Origin of the sequence: Methyloversatilis sp. (assembly GCF_030696805.1) — a bacterium.
Taxonomy (GTDB): domain Bacteria; phylum Pseudomonadota; class Gammaproteobacteria; order Burkholderiales; family Rhodocyclaceae; genus Methyloversatilis.
The window spans coordinates 84,613-107,884 of record NZ_JAUYRO010000037.1; the positions used below are offsets into that span (position 1 = coordinate 84,613).

At 64.0% G+C, this 23,272-nt stretch carries 20 protein-coding genes; 9 read left to right on the top strand and 11 right to left on the bottom strand.

Annotation, left to right across the window (positions count from 1 at the left end):
• Positions 1–33: 33 nt before the first annotated feature.
• Together Q8R75_RS05635 and Q8R75_RS05640 are read left to right on the top strand one after the other, a co-directional pair.
• The gene (locus tag Q8R75_RS05635) at positions 34–1,680 is read left to right on the top strand and encodes an electron transfer flavoprotein-ubiquinone oxidoreductase (RefSeq protein WP_305611513.1); all 1,647 of its coding nucleotides are present in this window, start codon (positions 34–36) and stop codon (positions 1,678–1,680) included.
• 249 nt (positions 1,681–1,929) lie between these two features.
• The gene (locus tag Q8R75_RS05640) at positions 1,930–2,907 is read left to right on the top strand and encodes a nitronate monooxygenase family protein (RefSeq protein ID WP_305611512.1); all 978 of its coding nucleotides are present in this window, start codon (positions 1,930–1,932) and stop codon (positions 2,905–2,907) included.
• A 73-nt stretch (positions 2,908–2,980) separates the two neighbouring features.
• On the opposite strand, the gene Q8R75_RS05645 is transcribed toward Q8R75_RS05640, so the two are convergent.
• Positions 2,981–4,186 carry an amino acid aminotransferase gene (locus tag Q8R75_RS05645; RefSeq protein ID WP_305611511.1) on the bottom strand — a complete coding sequence of 402 codons (1,206 nt, stop codon included), beginning with the start codon at positions 4,184–4,186 and terminating at the stop codon, positions 2,981–2,983.
• A gap of 163 nt (positions 4,187–4,349) precedes the next feature.
• Between Q8R75_RS05645 and uvrB the strand changes: the two genes are divergently transcribed.
• Positions 4,350–6,389: an excinuclease ABC subunit UvrB gene (uvrB, locus tag Q8R75_RS05650; RefSeq protein ID WP_305663538.1), complete on the top strand. Its 2,040-nt coding sequence runs from the start codon at positions 4,350–4,352 to the stop codon at positions 6,387–6,389.
• A gap of 64 nt (positions 6,390–6,453) precedes the next feature.
• Entirely contained in the window at positions 6,454–7,317 is an 864-nt protein-coding gene (locus Q8R75_RS05655; protein ID WP_305611509.1) for an alpha/beta hydrolase, read from the top strand.
• Between the two features lie 22 nt (positions 7,318–7,339).
• Here Q8R75_RS05655 and Q8R75_RS05660 read toward each other — a convergent pair whose 3' ends face one another.
• The 3 genes from Q8R75_RS05660 to Q8R75_RS05670 all read right to left on the bottom strand — a co-directional run bounded on the left by Q8R75_RS05660 (position 7,340) and on the right by Q8R75_RS05670 (position 10,405).
• Entirely contained in the window at positions 7,340–8,830 is a 1,491-nt protein-coding gene (locus tag Q8R75_RS05660) for a HAMP domain-containing sensor histidine kinase (protein ID WP_305611525.1), read from the bottom strand.
• Positions 8,830–9,531, bottom strand: a complete 702-nt coding sequence (locus Q8R75_RS05665; RefSeq protein ID WP_305611508.1) for a response regulator transcription factor — start codon at positions 9,529–9,531, stop codon at positions 8,830–8,832. Before Q8R75_RS05665 ends, Q8R75_RS05660 begins: the two co-directional genes overlap by 1 nt.
• 88 nt (positions 9,532–9,619) lie before the next feature.
• Entirely contained in the window at positions 9,620–10,405 is a 786-nt protein-coding gene (locus tag Q8R75_RS05670; RefSeq protein WP_305611507.1) for a spondin domain-containing protein, read from the bottom strand.
• Between the two features lie 202 nt (positions 10,406–10,607).
• Here Q8R75_RS05670 and Q8R75_RS05675 point away from each other — a divergent pair, with 202 nt between their 5' ends.
• Together Q8R75_RS05675 and Q8R75_RS05680 are read left to right on the top strand one after the other, a co-directional pair.
• Positions 10,608–12,719 (top strand): protein-disulfide reductase DsbD domain-containing protein, encoded by a 2,112-nt coding sequence (locus tag Q8R75_RS05675; protein ID WP_305663539.1) that lies wholly within the window; start codon positions 10,608–10,610, stop codon positions 12,717–12,719.
• A gap of 21 nt (positions 12,720–12,740) precedes the next feature.
• Positions 12,741–13,364: a redoxin domain-containing protein gene (locus tag Q8R75_RS05680; RefSeq protein ID WP_305611504.1), complete on the top strand. Its 624-nt coding sequence runs from the start codon at positions 12,741–12,743 to the stop codon at positions 13,362–13,364.
• A 94-nt stretch (positions 13,365–13,458) separates the two neighbouring features.
• Here the strand turns inward: Q8R75_RS05680 and Q8R75_RS05685 are convergent, their stop codons facing one another.
• Positions 13,459–14,340, bottom strand: coding sequence for a crotonase/enoyl-CoA hydratase family protein (locus tag Q8R75_RS05685; RefSeq protein WP_305611502.1), 882 nt, complete (start codon positions 14,338–14,340; stop codon positions 13,459–13,461).
• Positions 14,341–14,728: 388 nt separating this feature from the next.
• Between Q8R75_RS05685 and Q8R75_RS05690 the strand changes: the two genes are divergently transcribed.
• The gene (locus Q8R75_RS05690) at positions 14,729–16,519 is read left to right on the top strand and encodes a GspE/PulE family protein (RefSeq protein WP_305626361.1); all 1,791 of its coding nucleotides are present in this window, start codon (positions 14,729–14,731) and stop codon (positions 16,517–16,519) included.
• A gap of 22 nt (positions 16,520–16,541) precedes the next feature.
• Here the strand turns inward: Q8R75_RS05690 and Q8R75_RS05695 are convergent, their stop codons facing one another.
• The 6 genes from Q8R75_RS05695 to Q8R75_RS05720 form a co-directional block, all read right to left on the bottom strand.
• Positions 16,542–17,204: a hypothetical protein gene (locus Q8R75_RS05695; RefSeq protein ID WP_305615440.1), complete on the bottom strand. Its 663-nt coding sequence runs from the start codon at positions 17,202–17,204 to the stop codon at positions 16,542–16,544.
• Between the two features lie 279 nt (positions 17,205–17,483).
• Positions 17,484–17,972 carry an MOSC domain-containing protein gene (locus Q8R75_RS05700; protein ID WP_305615442.1) on the bottom strand — a complete coding sequence of 163 codons (489 nt, stop codon included), beginning with the start codon at positions 17,970–17,972 and terminating at the stop codon, positions 17,484–17,486.
• Between the two features lie 40 nt (positions 17,973–18,012).
• Positions 18,013–19,470, bottom strand: coding sequence for a DNA polymerase Y family protein (locus Q8R75_RS05705; protein WP_305663540.1), 1,458 nt, complete (start codon positions 19,468–19,470; stop codon positions 18,013–18,015).
• Between the two features lie 31 nt (positions 19,471–19,501).
• On the bottom strand, positions 19,502–20,191 hold the full coding sequence (gene imuA, locus Q8R75_RS05710) for a translesion DNA synthesis-associated protein ImuA (protein ID WP_305615446.1): 690 nt from the start codon (positions 20,189–20,191) through the stop codon (positions 19,502–19,504).
• Between the two features lie 3 nt (positions 20,192–20,194).
• Positions 20,195–20,803 carry a transcriptional repressor LexA gene (gene lexA / locus Q8R75_RS05715; RefSeq protein WP_257081702.1) on the bottom strand — a complete coding sequence of 203 codons (609 nt, stop codon included), beginning with the start codon at positions 20,801–20,803 and terminating at the stop codon, positions 20,195–20,197.
• Positions 20,804–21,158: 355 nt separating this feature from the next.
• Complete coding sequence (locus Q8R75_RS05720; protein ID WP_305615449.1) at positions 21,159–21,842, bottom strand: PEP-CTERM sorting domain-containing protein; 684 nt, start codon at positions 21,840–21,842, stop codon at positions 21,159–21,161.
• Positions 21,843–22,263: 421 nt separating this feature from the next.
• Between Q8R75_RS05720 and Q8R75_RS05725 the strand changes: the two genes are divergently transcribed.
• Positions 22,264–22,779: a peroxiredoxin gene (locus Q8R75_RS05725; protein WP_305615476.1), complete on the top strand. Its 516-nt coding sequence runs from the start codon at positions 22,264–22,266 to the stop codon at positions 22,777–22,779.
• Complete coding sequence (locus Q8R75_RS05730) at positions 22,745–23,224, top strand: peptidylprolyl isomerase (protein WP_069037435.1); 480 nt, start codon at positions 22,745–22,747, stop codon at positions 23,222–23,224. The genes Q8R75_RS05725 and Q8R75_RS05730 overlap by 35 nt, the downstream gene beginning before the upstream one ends.
• The last annotated feature ends 48 nt before the right edge of the window (positions 23,225–23,272 follow it).

Below are 23,272 nucleotides of genomic sequence, written 5' to 3' on the forward strand. Positions count from 1 at the left end.
GTCTGCAGCGCGGCTTTCTGGAAGCAAGCACATATGTCCGACATCGAACGCGAGTCCATGGACTTCGACCTGCTGGTCGTCGGTGCCGGTCCGGCCGGGCTGGCAGCGGCGATCCGCGCGAAGCAGAAGGCGACCGAGGCGGGCCACGAGCTGTCGGTCTGCGTCATCGAAAAGGGCGCCGAGGTGGGCGCGCACATCCTGTCCGGCGCCGTCATGGACCCGCGTGCGCTGACCGAACTGCTGCCCGACTGGCAGGCGCGGGGCGCACCGCTCCACACTCGCGTCACGCAGGACCGGATGTACTTCCTGTCCGAAACCGGCGCGCGCGCCGTGCCCGGCGCGCTGCTGCCGCAAAGCTTTCACAACGACGGCAATTACATCGTGCGGCTGGGTCATGTCGTGAAGTGGCTGGGCGAACAGGCCGGGGCGTTGGGTGTCGACATCTTCCCCGGCTTTGCCGGCAGTGCGCTGCTGTTCGATGACGACAACCGCGTGGCCGGCGTCGTCACCGGCGACATGGGTGTGGGGCGGGACGGCACGCCGGGCGGCGCCTACCAGCCCGGCATGGCGCTGCGCGCGAAATACACGCTGTTCGCCGAAGGCTGCCGCGGCCATCTGGGCAAGCAACTGGAGGCACGCTACAACCTGCGTGACAGTGTCGATCCGCAGACCTACGGCCTGGGCATCAAGGAACTGTGGGAAGTGCCGGCGGGGCAGAGCCAGCCCGGGCTGGTCGTCCACACCGCCGGCTGGCCGCTTGACAACAACACCTACGGCGGCGGCTTCATCTATCACCTGAAAGACAATCTGGTCGCCATCGGCTACGTGGTCGGGCTCAATTACAGCAACCCGTGGCTGTCGCCGTACGAGGAGTTCCAGCGCTACAAGACCCACCCGACGATCCGCAGTCACATCGAAGGTGGCACGCGGCTGGCGTACGGTGCGCGTGCCATCACGGCGGGCGGCCTGCAGAGCCTGCCGAAGCTGGTGTTCCCGGGCGGCGCGCTGATCGGCGATGACGCCGGGTTCCTGAACGCAGCACGCATCAAGGGCAGCCACGCAGCAATCAAGAGCGGCATGCTGGCGGCAGATGCCGCGGTCGAGGCGCTGGCAGCCGGCCGCGCGCAGGACGCACTCGATGCCTACCCGGCTGCCTTCCGCATCAGCTGGTTGAGGGATGAGCTGCACCAGACGCGAAACTTCAAGCCGTACATGAAGAAGGGGCTGTGGTTCGGGTCCTTCCTTTTCGGCGCCGAGCAACTGCTGTTCAAGGGCAATGTGCCGTGGACGCTGCGTAATGAGGCCGATCACACCACGCTGGCGCCAGCGGCGACCCGCACGCCGATCGACTACCCGAAACCCGATGGTGTGCTGACCTTCGACCGCCTTTCGTCGGTCTTCCTGTCGAGCACCAACCACGAAGAAGATCAGCCCTGTCATCTGCTGCTGAAGGATGCCGGCGTGGCCATCACGGTCAATCTGGCGGCCTACGAGTCACCAGAGCAGCGCTATTGCCCGGCCGGCGTCTATGAAATCGTGCGCGAAGCCAGCGGGCCGCGGCTGCAGATCAATGCGCAGAACTGCGTGCACTGCAAGAGCTGCGACATCAAGGATCCGACGCAGAACATTCACTGGGTGACGCCCCAGGGCGGCGAGGGCCCGATCTACAACGGCCTGTGAGTTGATTGAGCCTGTCGTTGGGCATCGCTGCGCTCACCCCAACCTACTTCGGCCATCGCGCCATGGAGCGCAGGTTGGGGTGAGCGCAGCGATGCCCAACACCGGAACATCAACCACGAGAAGAACGTAGGTTGGGGTGAGCGCAGCGATGCCCAACACCCCAGGCATCCACCTCGCTTCAGACTCCCTGAACACACCCCTCGCAGGCATCATTCGGGCTCGTGGGCCACGACCCCGGGAGCTTGAACCATGAAGACACGCGTCACCGACATGCTGGGCATCCGCTACCCCATCGTTCAGGGCGGCATGATGTGGGTAGGTACGGCGGAACTGTCGTCGGCGGTGTCGAATGCCGGCGGCCTCGGCATCCTGACCGCGCTGACCCAGCCGACGCCCGAGGCGCTGGCGAAGGAGATCGAGCGCTGCCGCGGCATGACCGACGCGCCGTTCGGCGTCAATCTGACGATCCTGCCGGCGATCAAGCCGCCGCCCTACGAGGCCTACCTCGACGTGATTCTGGATGCGGGTATCCGCATTCTCGAAACCGCCGGCAACAATCCGAAAGCCTTCATCGACAAGGCCAAGGCGCGTGGTGTGACGCTGATCCACAAGTGCGTCGCGGTGCGCCACGCGCTGTCGGCGCAGCGCAACGGCGTGGACATCATCAGCATCGACGGCTTCGAGTGCGCCGGCCACCCGGGGGAGGACGACGTCCCCGGTCTGGTGCTGATCCCGCTCGCAGTGCAGGCGCTCGACGTGCCGGTCATCGCGTCGGGGGGCATCGGTGACGGGCGCGGCATGGCGGCAGCCCTCGCACTCGGCGCCGAAGGGGTCAATATGGGGACGCGCTTTTGCGCCACGCAGGAAGCGCCGATCCACGACAACATCAAGCAGGCGCTGGTGAATGCCAATGAACGCGACACCCGGCTCATCCTGCGCAGCCTGCACAACACCGCGCGGGTGTTCCGCAATGCCGTGTCGGAAGAGGTTGCAGCGGCGGAAAGCCGGCCCGGCGGTTGTCAGTTCGAAGACATCCGCCCGCTGGTCAGCGGCGCCCGCGGCGCCGCAGCGCTGGCCGACGGTGACGTCGACGGCGGCATCATCACGGCCGGACAGGTGGTGGGGCTGATCCACGACATTCCGACCTGCGACGTGCTGATCGCACGCATGGTCGCGGAGTGCCGCGAAAGCCTGCGCATTGCGGGCGAACGCGCCGCTCGAGACTGAAAAGGGAGACGGACCCCGGCCGGGGTCGCGTCGCAACGGGCGCCGGTCCGCTCTTTCGAACGGGCGGCGGCGCTTACTTCAGGATGGTTGCCAGCGAATCGGCGACGTAATCGATGTTCTTCGAATTCAGCGCGGCCAGGCAGATGCGGCCGGTGCCGACGGCGTAGATGCCGAATTCGTCGCGCAGGCGATCAACCTGAGCTGAGGTCAGGCCGGTGTAGCTGAACATGCCGCGCTGGCGCACGACGAAGGAGAAGTCGCGTGCCACGCCGCGCGCGGCGAGCTTGTCGACCAGGCCGGTGCGCATCGCACGGATGCGGTCGCGCATTTCGCCCAGCTCCTGTTCCCACATGGCACGCAGTTCCGGCGTCGACAATACGGCAGCGACCACCGCGCCACCGTGCGTCGGCGGGTTGGAGTAGTTGGTGCGGATGGTCCGCTTCAACTGGCTCAGTACGCGGGCGGCTTCGTCCTTGCTCGCGGTCACGATGGACAGCGCGCCGACGCGCTCGCCATAGAGCGAGAACGACTTCGAGAACGAGCTGGAAATGACGAAGCTCAGACCCGACTGCACGAACAGGCGCACCGCCACGGCGTCCTGTTCGATGTCGTCGGCAAAGCCTTGATAGGCCATGTCGAGGAAGGGCACCAGATTGCGTGACTTGCACACTTCAACCACTTCGCCCCACTGTGCATCGGTCAGGTCGGCACCGGTCGGATTGTGGCAGCAGGCGTGCAGCAGCACGATGGCGTGTGCCGGCAGCGCCTTCAGGTGGGCGATCATTGCGTCGAACCGCACGCCGCGCGTGTCGGCGTCGAAGTACGGGTAGGTGTCGACCTCGAAACCGGCGGCTTCGAACAGCGCGCGATGGTTTTCCCAGCTCGGATCGCTGATGTACACCCTGGCCTGCGGCAGCAGACGCTTGAGGAAGTCGGCGCCGATCTTCAGCGCACCGGTACCGCCCAGCGCCTGGGCCGTGACCACGCGACCATCGCCCGTCAGTGCAGCGCCGACGCCGAACAGCAGATCCTGTACCGCCTTGTTGTAGGCGGGCGAACCTTCGATCGGCTGGTAGCCGCGCGGCGGCGCATTCTTCATGCGCGCCTCTTCGGCTGTACGCACTGCGCGCAGCAGTGGCAGCTTGCCTGCGTCGTCGTAGTACACGCCGACGCCCAGATTGACCTTGGTCGTACGGGTGTCGGTGTTGAAAGCTTCGGTCAGACCCAGAATGGGGTCGCGCGGTGCCATGTCGACGGACGAGAAGACAGACGGGTTCATGCGTGGTGCTCCGGAGTGCGTGAGGTGAATGCCTCGGACTGAGGCGGGTGCGTCATGTGCTTGAAAGATAGGTGTAGAACGGCGTGCTGTCTGCAAACGTGCGAACTCGAGCGGCGCTTCTGCAGTCCTTGTCAGTACGTCTTGTGCAACGCAAAATTCTAACATGTCAGAAATCGCCGTCGCACCCGCCCTGTTAACGTTTGACAACAGCCCCTACAGGCTTCATCAGCCGTTTCCGCCTGCCGGTGATCAGCCGACCGCCATCGTCAAGCTGGTCGAGGGCATCGAAGACGGCTTGATGTTCCAGACCCTGCTTGGCGTGACCGGCTCGGGCAAGACCTACACGATGGCCAACGTCATCGCGCAGCTCGGCCGCCCGGCGCTGGTCATGGCGCCGAACAAGACGCTGGCCGCCCAGCTGTACTCGGAATTCCGCGAGTTCTTCCCGGAAAACGCAGTCGAATACTTCGTCAGCTACTACGACTACTACCAGCCGGAAGCCTACGTGCCGTCGAAAGACCTGTTCATCGAAAAGGACAGTGCGATCAACGAGCACATCGAACAGATGCGGCTGTCGGCGACCAAAAGCCTGCTTGAGCGGCGCGATGTGGTGATCGTGGCGACCGTGTCGGCCATCTACGGCATCGGCGACCCGGTCGACTATCACGCGATGATCCTCCACCTGCGCGAAGGTGGCACGCTGCACCAGCGGGACATCATCGCGCGCCTGGTGCAGATGCAGTACCAGCGCAATGACATGGATTTCCGGCGCGGCGTGTTCCGGGTGCGCGGCGACGTGATCGACATCTTCCCGGCCGAACAGGCGGAAAACGCATTGCGCGTGTCGCTGTTTGACGACCAGATCGAGGAACTGTCGCTGTTCGATCCGCTGACCGGTCAGGTGAAGCAGAAGATCGGCCGCTTCACCGTCTACCCGTCGAGCCACTATGTGACGCCGCGCGCCACCGTGCTGCGTGCGATTGACGCGATCAAGATCGAGCTGGAACTGCGGTCGAAGGAATTCGTCAGCCAGGGCAAGCTGGTCGAGGCGCAGCGGATAGAGCAGCGCACCCGCTTCGATCTCGAAATGCTCAACGAACTGGGTTTCTGCAAGGGCATCGAAAACTACTCGCGCCACATGTCCGGCCGCCAGCCGGGCGATGCGCCGCCGACGCTGATCGACTATCTGCCGCCGGACGCGCTGATGTTCATCGACGAGTCGCACGTGACCATCCCGCAGATCGGCGGCATGTTCAAGGGTGACCTCGCGCGCAAGACCAACCTGGTCGATTTCGGCTTCCGCCTGCCGTCGGCGCTCGACAACCGGCCGCTGAAGTTCGACGAATTCGAAAAGCTGATGCCGCAGACCGTGTTCGTGTCGGCCACACCATCCGCCTACGAGGCGGCCAATCAGGGGCAGGTGGTGGAACAGCTGGTGAGGCCGACCGGGCTGATCGACCCGATGATAGAAATCCGCCCGGCCACGACGCAGGTCGATGACCTGCTGGGCGAAATCCGCAAGCGGGTGGCGGTGCAGGAACGCATCCTGGTCACCGTGCTCACCAAGCGGCTGGCCGAGGATCTGACCGACTACCTCACCGACAACGGCGTGAAGGTGCGCTACCTGCACAGCGATGTGGACACGGTCGAGCGCGTGGAGATCATTCGTGACCTGCGCCTGGGCGCGTTTGATGTGCTGGTGGGTATCAATCTGCTGCGCGAAGGGCTCGACATTCCCGAGGTGTCGCTGGTGGCCATCCTCGATGCGGACAAGGAAGGCTTCCTGCGCTCGGAGCGCAGCCTGATCCAGACCATAGGCCGCGCGGCCCGCCACCTCCACGGCACCGCCATCCTGTACGCCGACCAGATGACCGAGTCGATGAAGCGCGCCATTGGCGAAACCGAGCGCCGCCGCACCCGTCAGATCGCACACAACCTCGCGCAGGGCATCACGCCGCGCTCGGTGGTCAAGCGCATCAAGGACATCATCGATGGCGTGTACGACCAGGACGAGGTCGCGCGCGAACTGAAGGTGGCCGAGGAGCACGCCCGCTTCGAGTCGATGAGCGAAAAGGATCTGTCGCGCGAGATCAAGAAGCTGGAGAAGGAAATGATCGAACACGCCAAGAATCTCGAATTCGAGAAGGCCGCCGCGGCGCGCGACCGGCTGTTCAAGCTGCGCAGCGGCGCCTTCGGAGCGTGATGCAGACGCATCCGATGGTCGTCGGCGCGTGTGGCGGGCATATCGGACCGACTGCGCCCACCACATGAAAAGACGTTCCCTGCTTGGCCTGCTGGCCGGCCTGCCGCTGCTCGCCGGCTGTTCTGCCACCGGCCTGCTGAATATGCTGGCGCCGTCGGCGCATCGGCGCGAAGCCGGTATCGCCTACGGCCCGCATGCGCGCATGAAACTGGATGTCTATCGTCCGCTCGATACACCGGGCCTGGCGCCGGTTGTCGTATTTTTCTACGGTGGCAGCTGGAACGCAGGTCGGCGCGAGGACTACCTGTTCGTCGGCGCCGCACTGGCTGAGCGCGGCATCGTCACGGTGATTCCGGATTACCGGCTGTACCCCGAGGTGGTGTATCCGACCTTTCTCGATGACTGTGCCGCAGCCGTTGCCTGGGTGATGGACAACGCGGCGGCGCATGGCGCCGATCCCGGTCGGCTGCATGTCGCCGGACACAGCGCCGGCGCCTACAACGCCGCCATGCTGGCGCTGGACGGACGCTGGCTGGGCAAGGTCGGTCGCCGCACCGACCGGCTCGCCGGGCTGGTCGGTCTCGCCGGGCCCTACGATTTCCTGCCCATCGTCAATCCGGATGTGAAACCGGTTTTCAATCGCCCGGGTATCGAAGATCCGGCGCCCGCGGACTCACAACCGCTCCGACATGTGACGGCCGCCGCGCCGCGCAGCCTGCTGATTGCCGCGCGGGATGACGATCTGGTCAATCCACGGCGCAACACCGGCGGTCTGGCGCAGGCCCTGCGCGATTCAGGTGTCGCGGTCGATGAACGCTATTACGAAAGGGTGAATCACCTGACCCTGGTCGGTGCCTTCGGTCGCCCGCTGCGCGGACTGGCGCCGGTCATCGACGACGTGGCCGCTTTTGTCGGAAAGGCAACGTGATCGTCGCGTTCCTGAAATCGCATCAGCTGTCCAGCGGTAGCGCCAGACACAGGCGGGTGCCCCCGTTTAGGGTCGGCAACGGCCGCAGGCTGCCGCCATGCAGATCGGCCACGCGCTGCGCGATCGCCAGGCCCAGTCCGCCGATGCCGCCACTTTTTCGTTGCAGTGGCGGATCGCGCAGAGACCGTCCGTGTTCAAGTCGTTCAATCAGATCCCGAGGCAGCCCGGGACCGGCATCTTCGACGACGATCTGCGCCAGCACACCGTTGCGACTCAGGCTTACGCGCACCGGTTCTGCGCCCGGCGCGTGGCGCATGGCGTTGTCGATCAGATTGGACAGCGCGCGTTCGATCAACTGCAAGTCGCCGTCAAGTTCAAGTTTGCCAGGTGGCGGACCCTGAAGCATGACGGGCGGTCGGGTGCTGTCGTTCAGCTCGAATTTCTGCACGGCATCCGCCACCAGCTCGTCAAGGCGGAACCGCTCGCGGTGAAGCGCCTGACCGCTCGACTGCAGCGCACACAGCTCGAACAATTGCTGCGAAAGCCGCCTTACCTTGTCGCTTTGCGCCAGCGCAGCCGACAGGATGCGATCAAACGATGCGTGCGGCGCCGATCGCCTTCCGGCAAGTGCCTCAAGCTGACCGTGAAGTGCGGTGAGGGGCGAGCGCAGATCATGCGCCACGCCGGCCATCATTTCCCGATGTGCGTCGCTTTGTTGTTGTTCCCGCGCGGCCTGTGCTTTCAGTCTTTCCGTCATGTCCTCGAAAGCGCGCCTGATCGCCTGCACTTCGTCACCCTCCTGCGTCGCCACGATCTCGCCGAAGACAGCGGCATCGCTTTCGTCCTTGCTGAAGCTGCGCATTCGGTGCGCGATACGGTGCAACGGTCGCGTAAGGCGATGGAATGCAATGACTCCGCTCGCCACCGCGAGCAGCAGACCCAGCATGGCCGCGACTGCTGCACCCTGCCAGACACGCTGCAGGCTTGATTGCCCCGCGACCAGTGTCCGCGCCTGCCCGTCCAGCACGATGTACAGGTAGCCGGGCGGCTTCGTGTCCCCGTCTCGCGGCGCAAACATCGCAACGCTGAAGATGCGGGAAGCATTGACGTTCATCGGATCGCTGCCGAACAGCGGCAGGGTCGCGCCGTCGAGAAACTGCCTTACCGGAACCAGGTCGACCTGCGGCTGCCGCACCATGCCGGGCTCGCCTATGTAGCTGTCGACGCGCCCGTCAGCGTCGAGCAGATAGACCTGAACGCCCGGATTGACCACCATCAGCATCGACAGCAGCGTCTCGCGAGCTGACCGGTCGGCGGCGTCTATGTCCGCCTGGGCGATCTGTGGCCAATGTTCGATGATGTGACGGGCCAGCCCGTGCGACAGGCGTTGCAACGACTCTTTTTCATGTTGTGCCGCAACGTACCGACCGAGCAGGCCGACAAATGCGCCATAAGCGAGCATGAGCACGGCCATGGTGACGATGAGACGCGTCGCGAAAGAGGGCGAGCGCATCACGGCAAGTTGTCCTCGAATCGATAGCCCACGCCCCAGACCGTGACGATGCGCTGCGGATTTCTCGGGTCGTCCTCGATCTTGTTGCGCAGTCGGTTGATGTGCGAATTGACGGTGTGTTCATACCCGTCGAACCCGGCGCCCCAGACGCGCTGCAACAGACTGCCGCGGCTGAAGGCCTGTCGCGGATGGCGCACCAGAAAGTGCAGCAGATCGAATTCGCGCAAGGTCAGCGGAATCGGCTGGCTATCGCGCGTCAGTTCGCGTCGCAGCGTATCAAGTCGAAACGATCCGAAGCGCAAGTCGATGGCGACAGAAGGCGAGTTGCGCAGTTGTTCGACCCGGCGCAGCAGCGCGCGTATCCGGGCGACCAGTTCGAGCATGGAGAAAGGTTTGGCGAGGTAGTCGTCGGCACCGAGTTCCAGCCCGAGCACCCGGTGTGCCTCCGTTGAGCGGGCACTCAACATGATGACGGGAATGTCTGCGTGTCGCGCCTTGAGGTGGCGACACACATCCCAGCCATCCGCACCCGGCAACATCAGGTCGAGCAACACCAGATCCCAGCGCTTGCGGTCGATGGCGGCGATCGCCTGCAGACCGTCGGATTCCCGGTGCAGACGGTACCCTGCATCTTCCAGATGGAGACGCAGGGCACCTGCGATGGCGTTGTCGTCCTCGACAAGCAACACATGCTCATTCATCGGTTTGCCGCGCGTCAGGCCGAAAAATCGAGATTAGCAGGTCTGCCGACGCCTGACTTCACGTCGCCGTGAAGCTTGCAGACGGTGTTCAGCCGAGACGACGGCGCGCAATGCTTCCCACCATGAGCAAGCCGGCCAGCATCATCGCGTAGGTTTCCGGCTCGGGAATCGGCGCGACGGCAAACGAGATGCGATACACGCTGGTGTCGGCAGCAAGCGTGCTGTCGAGTGTGTAGCCGGTCGCTGTCGTGAGGCCGTTGTAGGCAAAGAGTTCGGCAAAATTGAACGCCACGACCGAGTTTTGCGGTGCGCGCAGGTCGTTGTTGCCAACAAAGGCTGACGCCGCCGGATCGAACACTTCCGAGCCGGCATCCCAGATCTGCCGTGCAGACTGGTTGATCGAGTTGATCACCAGATTGCCCGCTGCGTCGAACAGCTCGTAGCGCATCGGCGAATCGTTGCCGATGAAGAAATCGTTGCTCGGCACGACCATTGCTGCGAAGGTGAAAAAACGATTCAGCGAGGTGTCAACGGTGAAGGTGGCGCTGCTCATGCCACCCGGCTGCAACAACCCGCCCAGCGTGCCGCGGGTCGCCATCGGATCGGCTGCGGCGAAGGCCGCCTGCCATGCGCCACCCGCACCACCCTCGGCCACGGAGATGATGGCGTCGGTCGCGACGCTGCCCAGATTGAAGGCGTCGAAGCTGCCGTTGTTGAATCCGAAGTGCAGCGGGGCGAAGCTGATGCCATTGGCAGGTACGAGGTTTTCCACGGTGACCGTGATGTCGACGAGGGCCGCCTGGGCCGACGAACCGAGAGCGAACAGGGTCATGGCCGCAGCCAGACGGGACGTGCGCAACAGTGAAGGAAACATGAAGACTCTCCGGAGTATGTAAGGTGAGCCGGACGACGAGATGCTGTCCGGTGCCCGGATGCTAAGTAGCCCGTGTCACCGAGTCCTCACGCAAACCTCACCGCTACGGGATGCATGCCTTTTTCCGGCGGTGAGCGCTTTTACCCTTGGCCGGGCACTGGTTCAGGAACCGAAGCGTCGGAAAACGATCCCTTGTCTGGTCATGAGTACAACCTTCATCCGTCTGGTCCTTTTCTTCGCCGTGCTCGTCCACTCGCCTGCATCGGCGCTGGAAGGCGGGACCGTCGTCAGCCCGCGCGCCAGCGTTACGATGGTGTCGGTTCAGGATGCCGCGCGCGCCGGCGATACGGTCGATCTTGGCCTGTATCTGCGTCTGGCCGAAGGCTGGCACATCTACTGGATGAACCCGGGCGACGCCGGACAGCCGCCGCGCATCGAGCTGTTTGCGCCAGCCGGCAGCACTGTGACCGATCTTCGCTGGCCGGTGCCGAAGCGCCATGTTGACGGTCCGGTGACCACTTTCATTCACGAAGGTGAAGTGCTGCTGCCCTTCAGCGTGACACTGCCGGCCGGCCTCGAAGGTCCGCAGACGCTGACTGCGAAAGCCGGCTGGCTGGTGTGCAAGGACATCTGCATTCCGGAAGAGGGCGTGTTCAGGTTGACGCTGCCAGCGGGTGAGTCGACCCGCAGCGCCGAGGCCCTGCTGTTCGATACGGCACGCGACGCATTACCCGTGCAGGGCGGCTTGCAGGCGGCGGTCGGCGCGGATGGCGTGCTCTCGCTGAGCGGACCGGGCGCCGATGCGATCGTCGAGGCTGACTTCCTGCCTGCAGACTGGGGCCAGGTCGAACATGGCGCAGCGCAGACGCTGACGCTTGCCGACGGCCGCGCATCGATCGCGTTCAAGCCGGGCGCGGCATTCGACCCGGCGCGTTCGCTGTCCGGCGTGCTGCACGTGCGCGACCGCGACGGCGTTGCGCAGGCGCTCTGGGTGGCTACACCTGGAACGGCCACCGAGCGCGCTTCTGCCGTGTTGCTGGCGGCCGGCGACGCGCCATTGCCTGCGCAGGCTGCGCTTGCGCCTGGCACAGCGTCCGATGGCTTCGGCCTCGCGTGGGCCGTGCTGTTCGCGCTGGCAGGCGGCCTTCTGCTCAACCTGATGCCCTGCGTGTTCCCGGTGCTGGCGATCAAGGCGCTGTCGTTCGCCCGCCTGGGCGGCCATGCGCAGCGCACGGTGCGTGCGCAGTCGCTTGCCTACTGCGCTGGCGTCGTGCTGACTTTCGTGCTGCTGGCCGGCGGATTGCTCGCGCTGCGCGCAGCGGGGCTGCAGGCGGGTTGGGGCTTCCAGTTCCAGTCACCGGTGTTCGTGACCGCCATGGCGGCACTGTTGTTCGTCATCGGGCTGAATCTGTCCGGCGTGTTCGGTTTCGGCAGCGGGTTCGCGTCCGCCGGGGACGCGCTGACATCGCGACCGGGTCTGGCCGGCAGTTTTTTCACCGGCGCACTGGCGGTCGTCGTCGCCACACCGTGCACCGCGCCCTTCATGGGCGGTGCGCTGGCGTTTGCGCTCGCGGCGCCCGCGGTACAGACGGTCGCGGTATTCGTTGCCATGGGCGTCGGGCTGGCACTGCCGTATGCACTGCTCGCATTCGTGCCGGGTCTGGCGCGCCGCATGCCTCGACCCGGTCCGTGGATGGACCGCCTGAAGCAGGCGCTGGCCTTCCCGATGTATGCCGCGGCCGCTTGGCTGGTATGGGTGCTGAGCCAGCAGTCCGGCGCGGACGGTGTGCTGATGGCACTGGTCGTGCTGTTGTTGCTGGCGCTTGCGGGATGGTTGCTGGGGGTTGCGCAGGGAGGGGCGTCAAGCGCTGGCGCGTGGCGTACCGGCGCATTGGTGGTGGCACTGGTTGCCGCCGTCGGCATCGCCCGCGCGCCCGAGCCCGCCGGCAGCGAGCCGTCGTCCGGCGCCGCATCGGCCGGGGTCGAAGCTTACGCGCCAGCGCGCCTGAGCGAACTGCGCGCAGCCGGCAGGCCGGTATTCATCAACATGACTGCGGCCTGGTGCGTCACCTGCCTGGTGAATGAAAAGGTGGCGTTGTCGACGACCGGCGTACAGCAGGCTTTCGCGACGCGCGGCATCACCTACATGAAAGGTGACTGGACGAGAAGCGACCCGCTGATCACCGATTTTCTGCGCCAGCACGGCCGCGATGGCGTGCCGCTCTATGTTTACTTCCCGCCGGATGGCGCACCGCCGACGGTACTTCCACAGATCCTGACCGAGCAGATCGTGCTCGACCGGATCGGTTCCTGATCCCTTCAAGGAGGAATGACCATGCTTTTCCGTCCCCGCACATCCCGCCTCTTACTGTCCGCGGCGGTCGCATTGATGCCGGCGGCGGCGGCGCTCGCCGCGCCGAAGATCGGTGAACCGGCGCCGGCCTTCACCGGAGTGGATGCTCACGGAAAGACCGTCACGCTGTCCGGACTGACCGGCAAGACGGTGGTGCTGGAATGGATGAACGACGGCTGCCCGTATGTCGTCAAGTGGTACAAGAGCGGCGAAATGCAGAAGCTGCAGCGTGATGCGACCACGAAGGGTGCCATATGGCTGACCGTGGCGAGTTCGGCGCCAGGCGAGCAGGGCCATGTGAATGGCGAAACGGCGCTCAGGCAGACCGTGGAACGAAATGCTTCACCGAGCCATTTCGTGCTTGATCCCAAGGGCGTTATCGGGCGAGCCTATGGCGCGCAGGTCACGCCGCACATGTACGTGATTGCACCGGACGGCAGGCTGGCCTACATGGGTGGCATCGACAGCATTGCATCGACCGACCCGGCCGACATTCCGAACGCCGAGCCGCTGGCTCGACTGGCCATCAATCAGGTGCTGGAAGGCAAGCCGGTCACCAAGCCGGTGACCCGCGCCTATGGATGCTCGGTGAAATACGCGAACTGAGTTTGACGACGCCGCTGTCACCGACTCGCCGGTTCGGTGCGGTACAGCGTCAATGACGACAGCCGGGGCACCCGTGTGCCCCGGTGATCAAGCGTCAGGCGCTGACGATTTCCGGACCGGCGTGCAGTCGGTTCTGCGCCTTGACCAAGCGTTCCATCGTGCGCAGGTCACGCCGGTCGAGCTTCATCGCACCACGCACCCATTCGCGCACCACATCCTCCAGTTCCTGGTAAGTCAGGCGGATGAAGGCGTGCATCTTGGCGCGCTGGAAGGCACGGAAACCCTTGAGCTGCGAGCTCATGGAGCGCATCACGTTGCGTGCCACCTGCTCTCCCGAGCCGGGCTCGGCCAGATGATCGACCAGGCCGAGCGCGTGCATCTCTTCGGCACTCATGATGCGGGCGTTGAGGATCAGATCTTCGGCGATCCGCGGTCCGGCCTTGCGCGCCACGAGGCTGTAGGCGCCCATTCCCGGGAACAGGTTGAACATCATTTCCGGAAAACCCAGCTTGCTGCCGCGCTCCGCAATCACCACATGGCAGGACAGCGCCGCCTCGAAACCTCCACCGAGCGCGTCACCCTGGATCACCGCCATCGACACCGCATCGGCATGCAGACCGGATACATTGTTGTTGATGGCACGGATGCAGGCCTGGGCGTAGCGCATCAACGCCTGCTGGTCACCTGCTTCGACCAGCCTGCGGAACAGGTCGAGGTCGCCCCCCAGGTTATAGACGCCGGGCACGGATGAGCAATTCAGGAAGAAATCCACCGTGCCGGGTGCCAGTTCCACTTCCTGCTGCTGGGCAACGACGTCGGCCAGCAGTTCAGGCGTGAAGCAGGGGCGGCCGACCGGATGTGCGTACATCCACAGCGCGCGGGTGTCGGCGTCATAGCGTGAGGTGACAAGCGGTGTCGACAGCAGGCGAGGGCCGCGTGGGGTCGCACCGAATGGCACGACGTTATCGACGTGCACACGCTTTTCCTGCGATTGCAATGGTGCTTCTGCCTTGGTGATGCAGACAGGCAGAGAATGCGTGACGGTAGAGTCTGCGGTGTTCGGAATCGAAGCATCAGACGGCGCGCACGACGAGCGCACCGTATTGCACGGGGTCAACAGATCCATTTCAGCCTCCGTCGGTATAGCCGACAAAAAAGCATGCTGAAAAACGTCGCCAATCAGGCGAACTGGAGAGGCATTTATTTGCCTTTTATTCCTGCTGTCTGGTGCACGATTCCAGACAGAGTCTGACCCTGTAAGCACATGTTACGACAACACGAGAATTTTTTGCTTGAAATTTTGATTGCACCTGCCGGGGATCGATCTGCTGCTCGGCTATAGTCGGACGCAACAGGAGGAATCGATGACAGCAGCCGCATCCGGCACCGAGCAGCGCGAACACAAACTGACCCTGCAGGAGCTCGTCGACGCCATGGTGGGCGATGGCCTGCTGGGCGATGCGGTGGCGCGTACCTTTATGCACGACCGCCGCTACTGGCGCGGCGGAGAGCATCCGCTCGTCGTGCTGGCACAGCAGAAATGGCGCTCGCTGCATCCGCCGCACCGCCCGCTCAATCTGGATGCACTGACTGAATGGATGGCTGGTTGGAGTGGTCACGAGTACTACCACATCGACCCGCTGAAGGTTGATTTCGCAGCCGTGACCGAGGTGGTGTCAAGCGCCTACGCCAATCGTTTTCGCATCCTGCCGGTCCAGGCATCGGCGCGCGAGGTGGTGATCGCGACCGCCGAGCCCTTCATGAACGAGTGGGAAAAGGAACTGGCGCCGATACTGCGCCGGCCGATCCGCCGCGTCATTGCCAACCCGGACGACATTGCCCGTTACGTGGTCGAGTTCTACAGTCTGGCCAAGTCGGTCAAGGGCGCGGCCAAGCGGGGTGACGTCAGCGGTGTCGGCGCGTCAAACTTCGAACAGCTGGTCGAACTGGGCCGCAGCAACCGGCCGCTCGATGCCAATGACCAGCACATCGTCACCATCGTCGACTGGCTGTGGCAATACGCTTTCGAGCAGCGCGCCAGCGACATCCACATCGAGCCGCGGCGCGACTTCGGCGTCGTGCGCTTTCGCATCGACGGCGTGCTGCATCAGGTTTACCAGATTCCGATGCCGGTACTGGGCGCGATGACCTCGCGCATAAAGATATTGGGACGCATGGACGTGGTCGAGAAACGCCGGCCGCAGGACGGCCGCATCAAGACGCGCGCACCCGACGGCCAGGAAATCGAGCTGCGCCTGTCCACGCTGCCGACCGCCTTCGGCGAAAAGCTGGTGATGCGGGTGTTCGACCCGGAAGTACTGGTGCGCGATTTCCGCGACCTGGGCTTTTCCGACGAGGACGCGCGGCGCTGGAAGAACATGACGACGCAGCCGAACGGCATCGTGCTGGTGACCGGCCCGACCGGCTCGGGCAAGACCACCACGCTGTACTCGACACTGAAGAACCTCGCCACGCCCGAAGTCAATGTGTGCACGCTCGAGGATCCGATCGAAATGATCGAGCCTTCGTTCAATCAGGTGCAGGTATCGGCCGACATCGGCGTGACCTTCTCGGCCGGCATCCGGTCGCTGATGCGGCAGGACCCGGACATCATCATGGTGGGCGAGATACGCGACCTGGAAACCGCCGAAATGGCCATCCAGGCAGCGCTGACCGGTCACCTCGTGCTGTCGACGCTGCACACCAACGATGCGCCGTCGGCGATTACCCGCCTGATGGATCTGGGCGTACCCAGCTATCTGCTGAACGCCACCGTGCTCGGCGTGATGGCGCAGCGGCTGGTACGCACGCTGTGTCCGCACTGCCGCAAGCCGGCCACGCCGCAGGAAACCGATCCGCAAGCCTGGAACGAACTGGTGTCGCCGTGGAAGGCGAGCCGCCCGGATCGTTTCATGCAGTCGGTCGGTTGCCTGGAATGCCGCATGACCGGCTACTCGGGCCGCATCGGCATCTACGAAATCCTGCTGATGTCGCCGGAAATCAAGAATCTGATTTCGGCCAGCGCCGACATGGCCGCGCTGCGCGAACAGGCTTATCGCGAAGGCATGTACCCGCTGCGGGTGTCCGGTGCGCTGAAGATTGCCCAGGGTGTGACCACACTGGGCGAAGTGATGAAGGTGGCGCCACCGGCCTGAGGCCGGTGCCGTGCTCCGGTGCTCAGTACCCTCCGCCCGGTGGCCAGCCGACACCGACGAAGGGCGGCTTGCGGCCGACCAATCCTTCGAGCAGCGTCAGCTCCGCGTCCGTGTGGTTGATCAGTCCAGCGGCCGACATCATGCCGCCGCCCGGTTTGTCGCGCAGCCACATCGGCTTGTCGTGATGGCGGGTCTGGAGGGTTTCGGTCTGGCCTGGATCACCGTTGCGCGCGATGACGGCTTCGCCGTAGCACAGACAGAAATAGGTCTGTTCCTCGGCAGCTTCGATGTAGCAGCCGGTACCCCGGATGCCTATCGTGGCAGCCGGTGTGGCGATGCGCCGCTGGCCACGGTCGAACACAGACAGAAGGCGGCCGGTGATGACGCGCATCAGGTCTGCCGCAACGCCGCTGCCGAATGCGACATGCGAGTCGCCGCGTTGCATGAATGCGTCGCGGCCTATCACATAGATCGCTTCCGACCCTGCACCGGTGCGCACCGTGTCGCCCGGATGCACCGGCATGCCGAATTTCGCCGGCACGCCGTTGATCGTCACGTTGCCGCGGAAACCGCGCAGTCCGGGGCGGTCGTCGCGGGCCAGTGCCTCTCGCACCAGCGCGTCCAGTGCCAGCGGTGCGGCGCTGCCTGCCACCAGCAAGCGCGTGAGCATGCGTCGTCTGTCCATCCGGCTTCTCCCTGTTGTGTTGAGCGAATTATGGCCTGTGCGGCAGACTGCCGGACGCATTCATCCTGAAAACCTTGGCTGACCGCTTGCCATATTCTTGAGAGCCTTGGCCGTCGCTACGGTTGTCGTTCTCCGGAGCTTCATCCTGCGGATCAAACATCGAGGTCCGTGTGCAGGCGCCGACTGCGTTGCTCGTTCTTGCAGGAGCCATCCTGCCGTGTCGTCGCGCCTTGTCGACCATCCCGCCAACCATGTCCGCGGCGCCGACGGCTTGGGTTTTCAGGATCGTTCGTCGCCGGCAAGTACTGCGTCGCCCAGACCGACGCGACCGCTGCGCAGCACCCGCGCGGTGATGCCGCCATGCCCGCGCATCGCGTTGTAGCCGCCACGGCCCAGATTGCTTTCCATGCGTGAGCAGGGGGCGCAGATGCCGGTGTATTCCAGCAGCGCTTCGCCCAGTTGGAAACGTTGGCCCTTGAGCGCCAGAAGATTGATGCCACTGACCACGATGTTGCGCCGAACGTGTTCCGGGCTGATCGCGTCCGTGCCAAGCAGGCCGGCAACCGTCGGCAGGTGTTCGGCCTGTATCAGCGTGACCTGCCGTTTGCCGCCGGGGCTGGCGTAGTGGTCACCTTCCAGCCCGAGTGCTTCGATCACCTGTACTGATTCGACCGGCTGCAGCGGCTTCAATCGTGCCGGCCGCACGCCGATCCAGGTCACGCAGCCCGGCTGGGCGAAGGTGGATGTCAATGTTTTCAGGCTGTCCATGGGCACTCGCAGATATCGGTCAGAACGGGCGGATGCTACTTCACGCGAACAGCCCGTGCAGATACCAGCGGTGCGGCGGCAGGTGTTCGCGGTAGATCCACAATTGAGCGTGATCGACGCTCAACGCGACGAAATAGTCGCGCAGAGCGTCGCCCGGACTGGCTTCCCCGTCGCTGTCCCACCAGCCGGATTCGATGCGTTCGGGGCCGCTGACCAGCTTGAGCGGGCCGGCGCGCCAGGGTTGGTTGCGGATGGTCTGCAGCAATCGGGGTTCGGGCAGCAGCCAGAGCGGGCGCCTGCCGCCCTGCACAGCGGCGGTCGTGCCCGGACCGGGTTCGACCTGCTGCTGCGATCTTTCTGGCCGGTGGTCGGCGCAGGCGGACAGCGCGTACACCCTGTCCGGCCCGAGCCGGGCGCGCAGATGCTCGATCAGCAGCCTGCCGGCTTCCTGCCGCCGGGCGGGCGAGGGTGCCTGCGGGCCGAACAGGTCTTCGCTGCGTCCGGCCAGTTCGATCCAGTGCGCAGCCTTCAGGCGCAGCGCGCCAACGGCTTCGGGCAAGGCGAGCCGCGCCAGATGTTCGCGCGTCAGCAGCGCCATGCGACGGGCGTCGCGCGATGGCGTGCCCAGCGTCAGCGTCAGTACGGTGGGCGGATGGTGTTCGTGTTCCAGCTCGAGCCGGCAGCTTTCGATGCCGGCATGCACGGCGGCCAGTTGCGTGCAGCAGGCGTTGAACAGCCGGTTGGCTGCGAACAGCAGCACATCGCTGTCGTGTCGCGGTACCGGCAGTTCGAGCCGGCTGTCGATCTGCGGGGGCGCATCGAAATACGGCCGCGGGTCAGGTCGCTGGCCGAGTGCCTGGTCGAGCAGGCGACGCAGTCCGGCAGCGTCGCGTCGCGCCAGGGCGTCGCGCGGCAGTTTCATCACCTCCCCCACGGTACGCAGGCCGCTGTCGGCAAGCAGGGCGAGCAGGGATGTATCGGCTTCCATCGCACGCAGCGGCAAGGCGGCCAGTGCTTCGGCCAGAGCGTGATCGTCGTCTGCCACGCATTGACCGGGCGTGGCGCGCGCCAGCCAGCGTGCCGCGCGTGGGGTGGGTGCGCAGGCGCTCAGCGCCTGGAAACCGGCCGCAGCCAGATCGCTGCGCAGATGGCGGAGCAGGGCATCCAGCCCGCCGAACAGTCGCGTGCTGCCGGCGATGTCGAGCAGCAGGCCATCGCTTTCCAGTACCACCCGCGGCGTGTAGCGCAGCGCGCAGCCGGCGGCTTCACGCAGTGCAGAGTGTTCGGCCTCGGGAGATTTCGGCCGTACGAGCAGGTCCGGGGCTATTGCCAGTGCGTCGGCCACACCCTGTCCGGTGCGCACGCCCTGTGCCAGTGCCGTCGCGTCCAGCGCGCACACGCGCTGCCGGTACGCCACAGCCAGCGGACGGGTATGTGAAGGGTTGCGGAACAGGGCCTGCATGGGCCAGTCGGGAAAGACGAGTGCCAACCAGCGCATGATTTGTCGACGTTCATTTGCGGCAAGGGCTTCATGCGATCAGCGCCAGCGCGGGCGGGGCGGCGCAGCGCGTCGCTACCGTGGCCGATGGCGCATTGAAACGTGTGCCCTGCAGGTAGAGCGGCTGGTTCGCCGGGGCGCCCCGCCGCTTCAGGATGTCGATGCGCAGCACGCCGGCTGCACGGGCCGAAAGCTGCAGCCGCAGCGCTGCGGGCGAGGCCTGCTGTGCCTGCTGCAACGGACGGAACAGGATCAGCGGGATCGCCGCTTCGCGTACCGCCAGTTGCAGCCGTCGCAGCAATGCATTGTCGACGCGGTCGAGCCAGCCGACGACAACCGAACAGACGCCTGAACGCAGTGCCTGGCGGATTGCCCACACCCGCTCGCCCACCGTGTCTGCCCGGACCACGATCAGTTGCCGGGTCCGTACGCCGGCCGCCGTCAGCGCAGACACGCCGGGCCGATGGGGCGGCGCTACCCAGATACGCCAGTCGCCACCCGCTTCGGCTCCGGCCAGTAAAGGCATCAACAGCGACAGTTCGCCCTGGCCGCTGCAATCGGTCAGCAATTCGGTCATTTCGCCGATCGGCCAGCCCTGGCCGGGCAGGGCGGCATCCAGCGTGGCGTGACCGGTCGGGATACCGTTCGGCACGACCGGTGACACGTCGCCGGCCCGCCAGAGTGACGGATGCCGGAAAAGGCTCTGCGCTTGCGGGGTCATGCGTCAGACCGGACTGCCGTTGCGGATCAGGCCGACCACTACGCCCTCGATCACCAGCGGATCGCGCTGCGTATCGATCACGATGGGCTGGAACTCCGGATTTTCGGGCAGCAGTTCGACGCGTGAGCCGAGCCGTTTCAAACGCTTCACGGTCACTTCTTCGCTCAGGCGGGCGACGATGATCTGGCCATTCACCGCTTCATTCGTGGCGTGGATGGCGAGCAGGTCTCCATCGAGGATGCCGGCGTCGCGCATGCTCTGGCCGCGCACGCGCAACAGGTAGTCGGCGCGCGGTGAAAACATCGCCGGATCAAGCTGGTAACGACCCTGCACATGGGCATCGGCCAGTATCGGGCTGCCTGCCGCCACCCGGCCGATCAGCGGGATGCCGGGAGATTCGGTCAGCCGGATGCCGCGTGCACGACCTTCGTCCAGACTGATGACACCCTTGCGCGCCAGTGCCCGCAGATGGCTTTCTGCGGCATTGGGGGAACGGAAGCCGAATGCCTGCGCGATTTCCGCCCGGGTGGGCGGGCTGCCACGTTCGCTGACGGCATCGCGTATCAGTTGCAGGATCTGTTGCTGGCGGGCTGTCAGGACGCTTGAGACCATGATGGGGTACGGGGATGTTCGTTGACTGTATTTTTATACAGTTACCGATCGCCCTGCAAGCGCTTTGCACTGCGGAAAACGAAATGTCGAGATTTGTTACACGTCAAAATCGAGGCGAAGGTACCCGGAAAGGATTTGTTTTGAAGCGAATTTTATTTCAAGGCCATGAATAAAATAGACTTTATTTTAAATTCGGATGGTTTCAGCACTTTGTGACTGTCTGTGCCCTACGACTTAGGTCATGCATCCAGGCGTCGAAGTTTCTGACAGTGCTGCATTGCAGCGAACTTTCCGGGATCACCTGGACAACAAAAAAGCACCCGAAGGTGCTTTCTTGTTGAACGGCTGACGCCGATCAGCTCATGCGACGCTTTGCCATCAGACCGATCATGCCCAGACCGGCCAGCATCATCAGGTAGGTGTCCGCTTCCGGCACTACGCTGATTGCCAAATCAATATTTTTCTTTTCGATGAATGCAGCTGTCGGGAAAGAGTTGGGCGGGTTGTAAGCAGCCAGGATGTTCTGAATAATGAACGTGGCCGACTTCGACGACTCGTCCAATGTCACGAGCGCTGTCGCGGTCCAGTCGGTGGTGGAAAAATCAAACAACGCATTGGGCGTGAAGCTGCCAGCCACGATTGATGTTGTCGCGATCGGTGATCCGGCCATGTCCATGCCGCGGCCACGCAATTGACCCGTCGCGCTGACGCCTGACCCATCTCCGAAGTAGAAGTAATCGCCGCTTTCCCACAGGGAAGCGCCGTTGATAAGGTAATTGTCTTTTGCGGTAACGGTTACGGCAAACGTCGAATTGGTGACCTTGATGCCTTCACCATAGCTGGCGGCAGAAAAACCGGGGCTGCCGGACGGCGTCCAGGAAAGCGTGTTGTCCACCAGCGTTGGCGTACCGAACAAACCGGTCAGTGCGTCATCGTAGGTGACATCGAAAAACGAACCACTCAACGTGACACTGGCCGCCTGAGCGCTACTCAGGGCGAACACGCTACCCAGTGCTACTACCAATAAAGATTTCTTCATTTCCGTGCCTTTCGAGAAAGTGACAGATCGCAAAACAAATTTTTGCAAGAACGACTGTCTGACACAACCATTGAAGCCGTTTTCAATTGCAACTGCATGAAACCGGACTTCTGTGATTGCCTCGGGTGACAGGCGGTCGATCCCGATGGTTGATAAGCAAGCAGCGTGCCGCCAAGTTCCATTCAGAGCCAGGACTCAGGATTATTTCCCAAGATCATGAAATAAAACGGTTCTCGTTTGTTTCGTCTGAATCGGCCCTCGTGTCGCCACGTACTTGATCCGTGCTTCAAGCCCTTTTTTGTGCAGAGCAGCGTCAGCATTTCTTACAGCGCCTTCATGTCTTGTCGGCAGGCAGCGCTGGTAGAATCCGCCGCATCATCCGGGAGCCGTTATGCGCGCCGTGCGCGGCTGGGAGGTGTGCATGCTGAATGCAGGACAACCCGCTCCGCTGTTCGAGCTGCCGGACGCCGATTTCGAACTGTTCGATCTGCGCGAACAGATGGCGCGGCATCTGACAGTGCTCTACTTCTATATCAAGGACGATACGCCGGGATGCACGGCCGAGGCGATCGAATTCAGCGATCTCGAAGAACATTTCCGCAACTGCGACTGCACCATCGTGGGGATCAGTCGCGATGAGTTGTTCACTCACGCAGAATTCCGCGACAAGCACGGACTGGCTTTCAGGCTGCTGTCCGATGTCGACGCCGAGGTCAGCCGGCGCTATGGTGCGTGGCGCGAACGCGAGGTCGACGGCCGGTCACGTTTCTGCATGACCCGCTCGACCTTCATCATCGACCGGAAAGGTGTCATACGTTACGCGCAATACGGCGTGAATCCGCGCGGGCACGCACGGGAAATCCTCGAATGCGTGCGCGCACTCCATACGAAAGGAATCAGGAATGCTCATCACCAAGGACTCGGTCGTCACTCTTAAATACAGCGTGACCGATCCGGACGGAAATCTGGTCGACTCGGGTGCTGCGCCGCTCGCCTATCTGCATGGCGGTTATGGCGGCATCTTCCAGCCGATCGAGGAAGCGCTCGAAGGCCAGGCTGTCGGCTACGAAGTGGTCGTCAAGCTGCAGCCGGAAGATGCGTTCGGCGAATACGACGAAGAACTGGTGGAGATCGAGTCGCGCTCGAACTTCCCGGAAAACATCGAAGTCGGCATGCAGTTCGAGCGCGTCAGTCCGGATGGCGAGGAAGAAGGTCTGTATACCGTCACCGACATCACCGATGACCGCATCGTGATCGATGGCAATCACCCGCTGGCCGGCACCGCGCTGGTGTTTTCCTGCACTGTGGCCGAGATCCGGAAGGCTTCGGCGGAAGAGCTGACGCACGGTCACGTGCACGGCGAGCACGGTCACCAGCACTGATCCTTCCCCGACGGGCGGCCGTTGCGCGGCCCGTCGTCTCCGACTCCA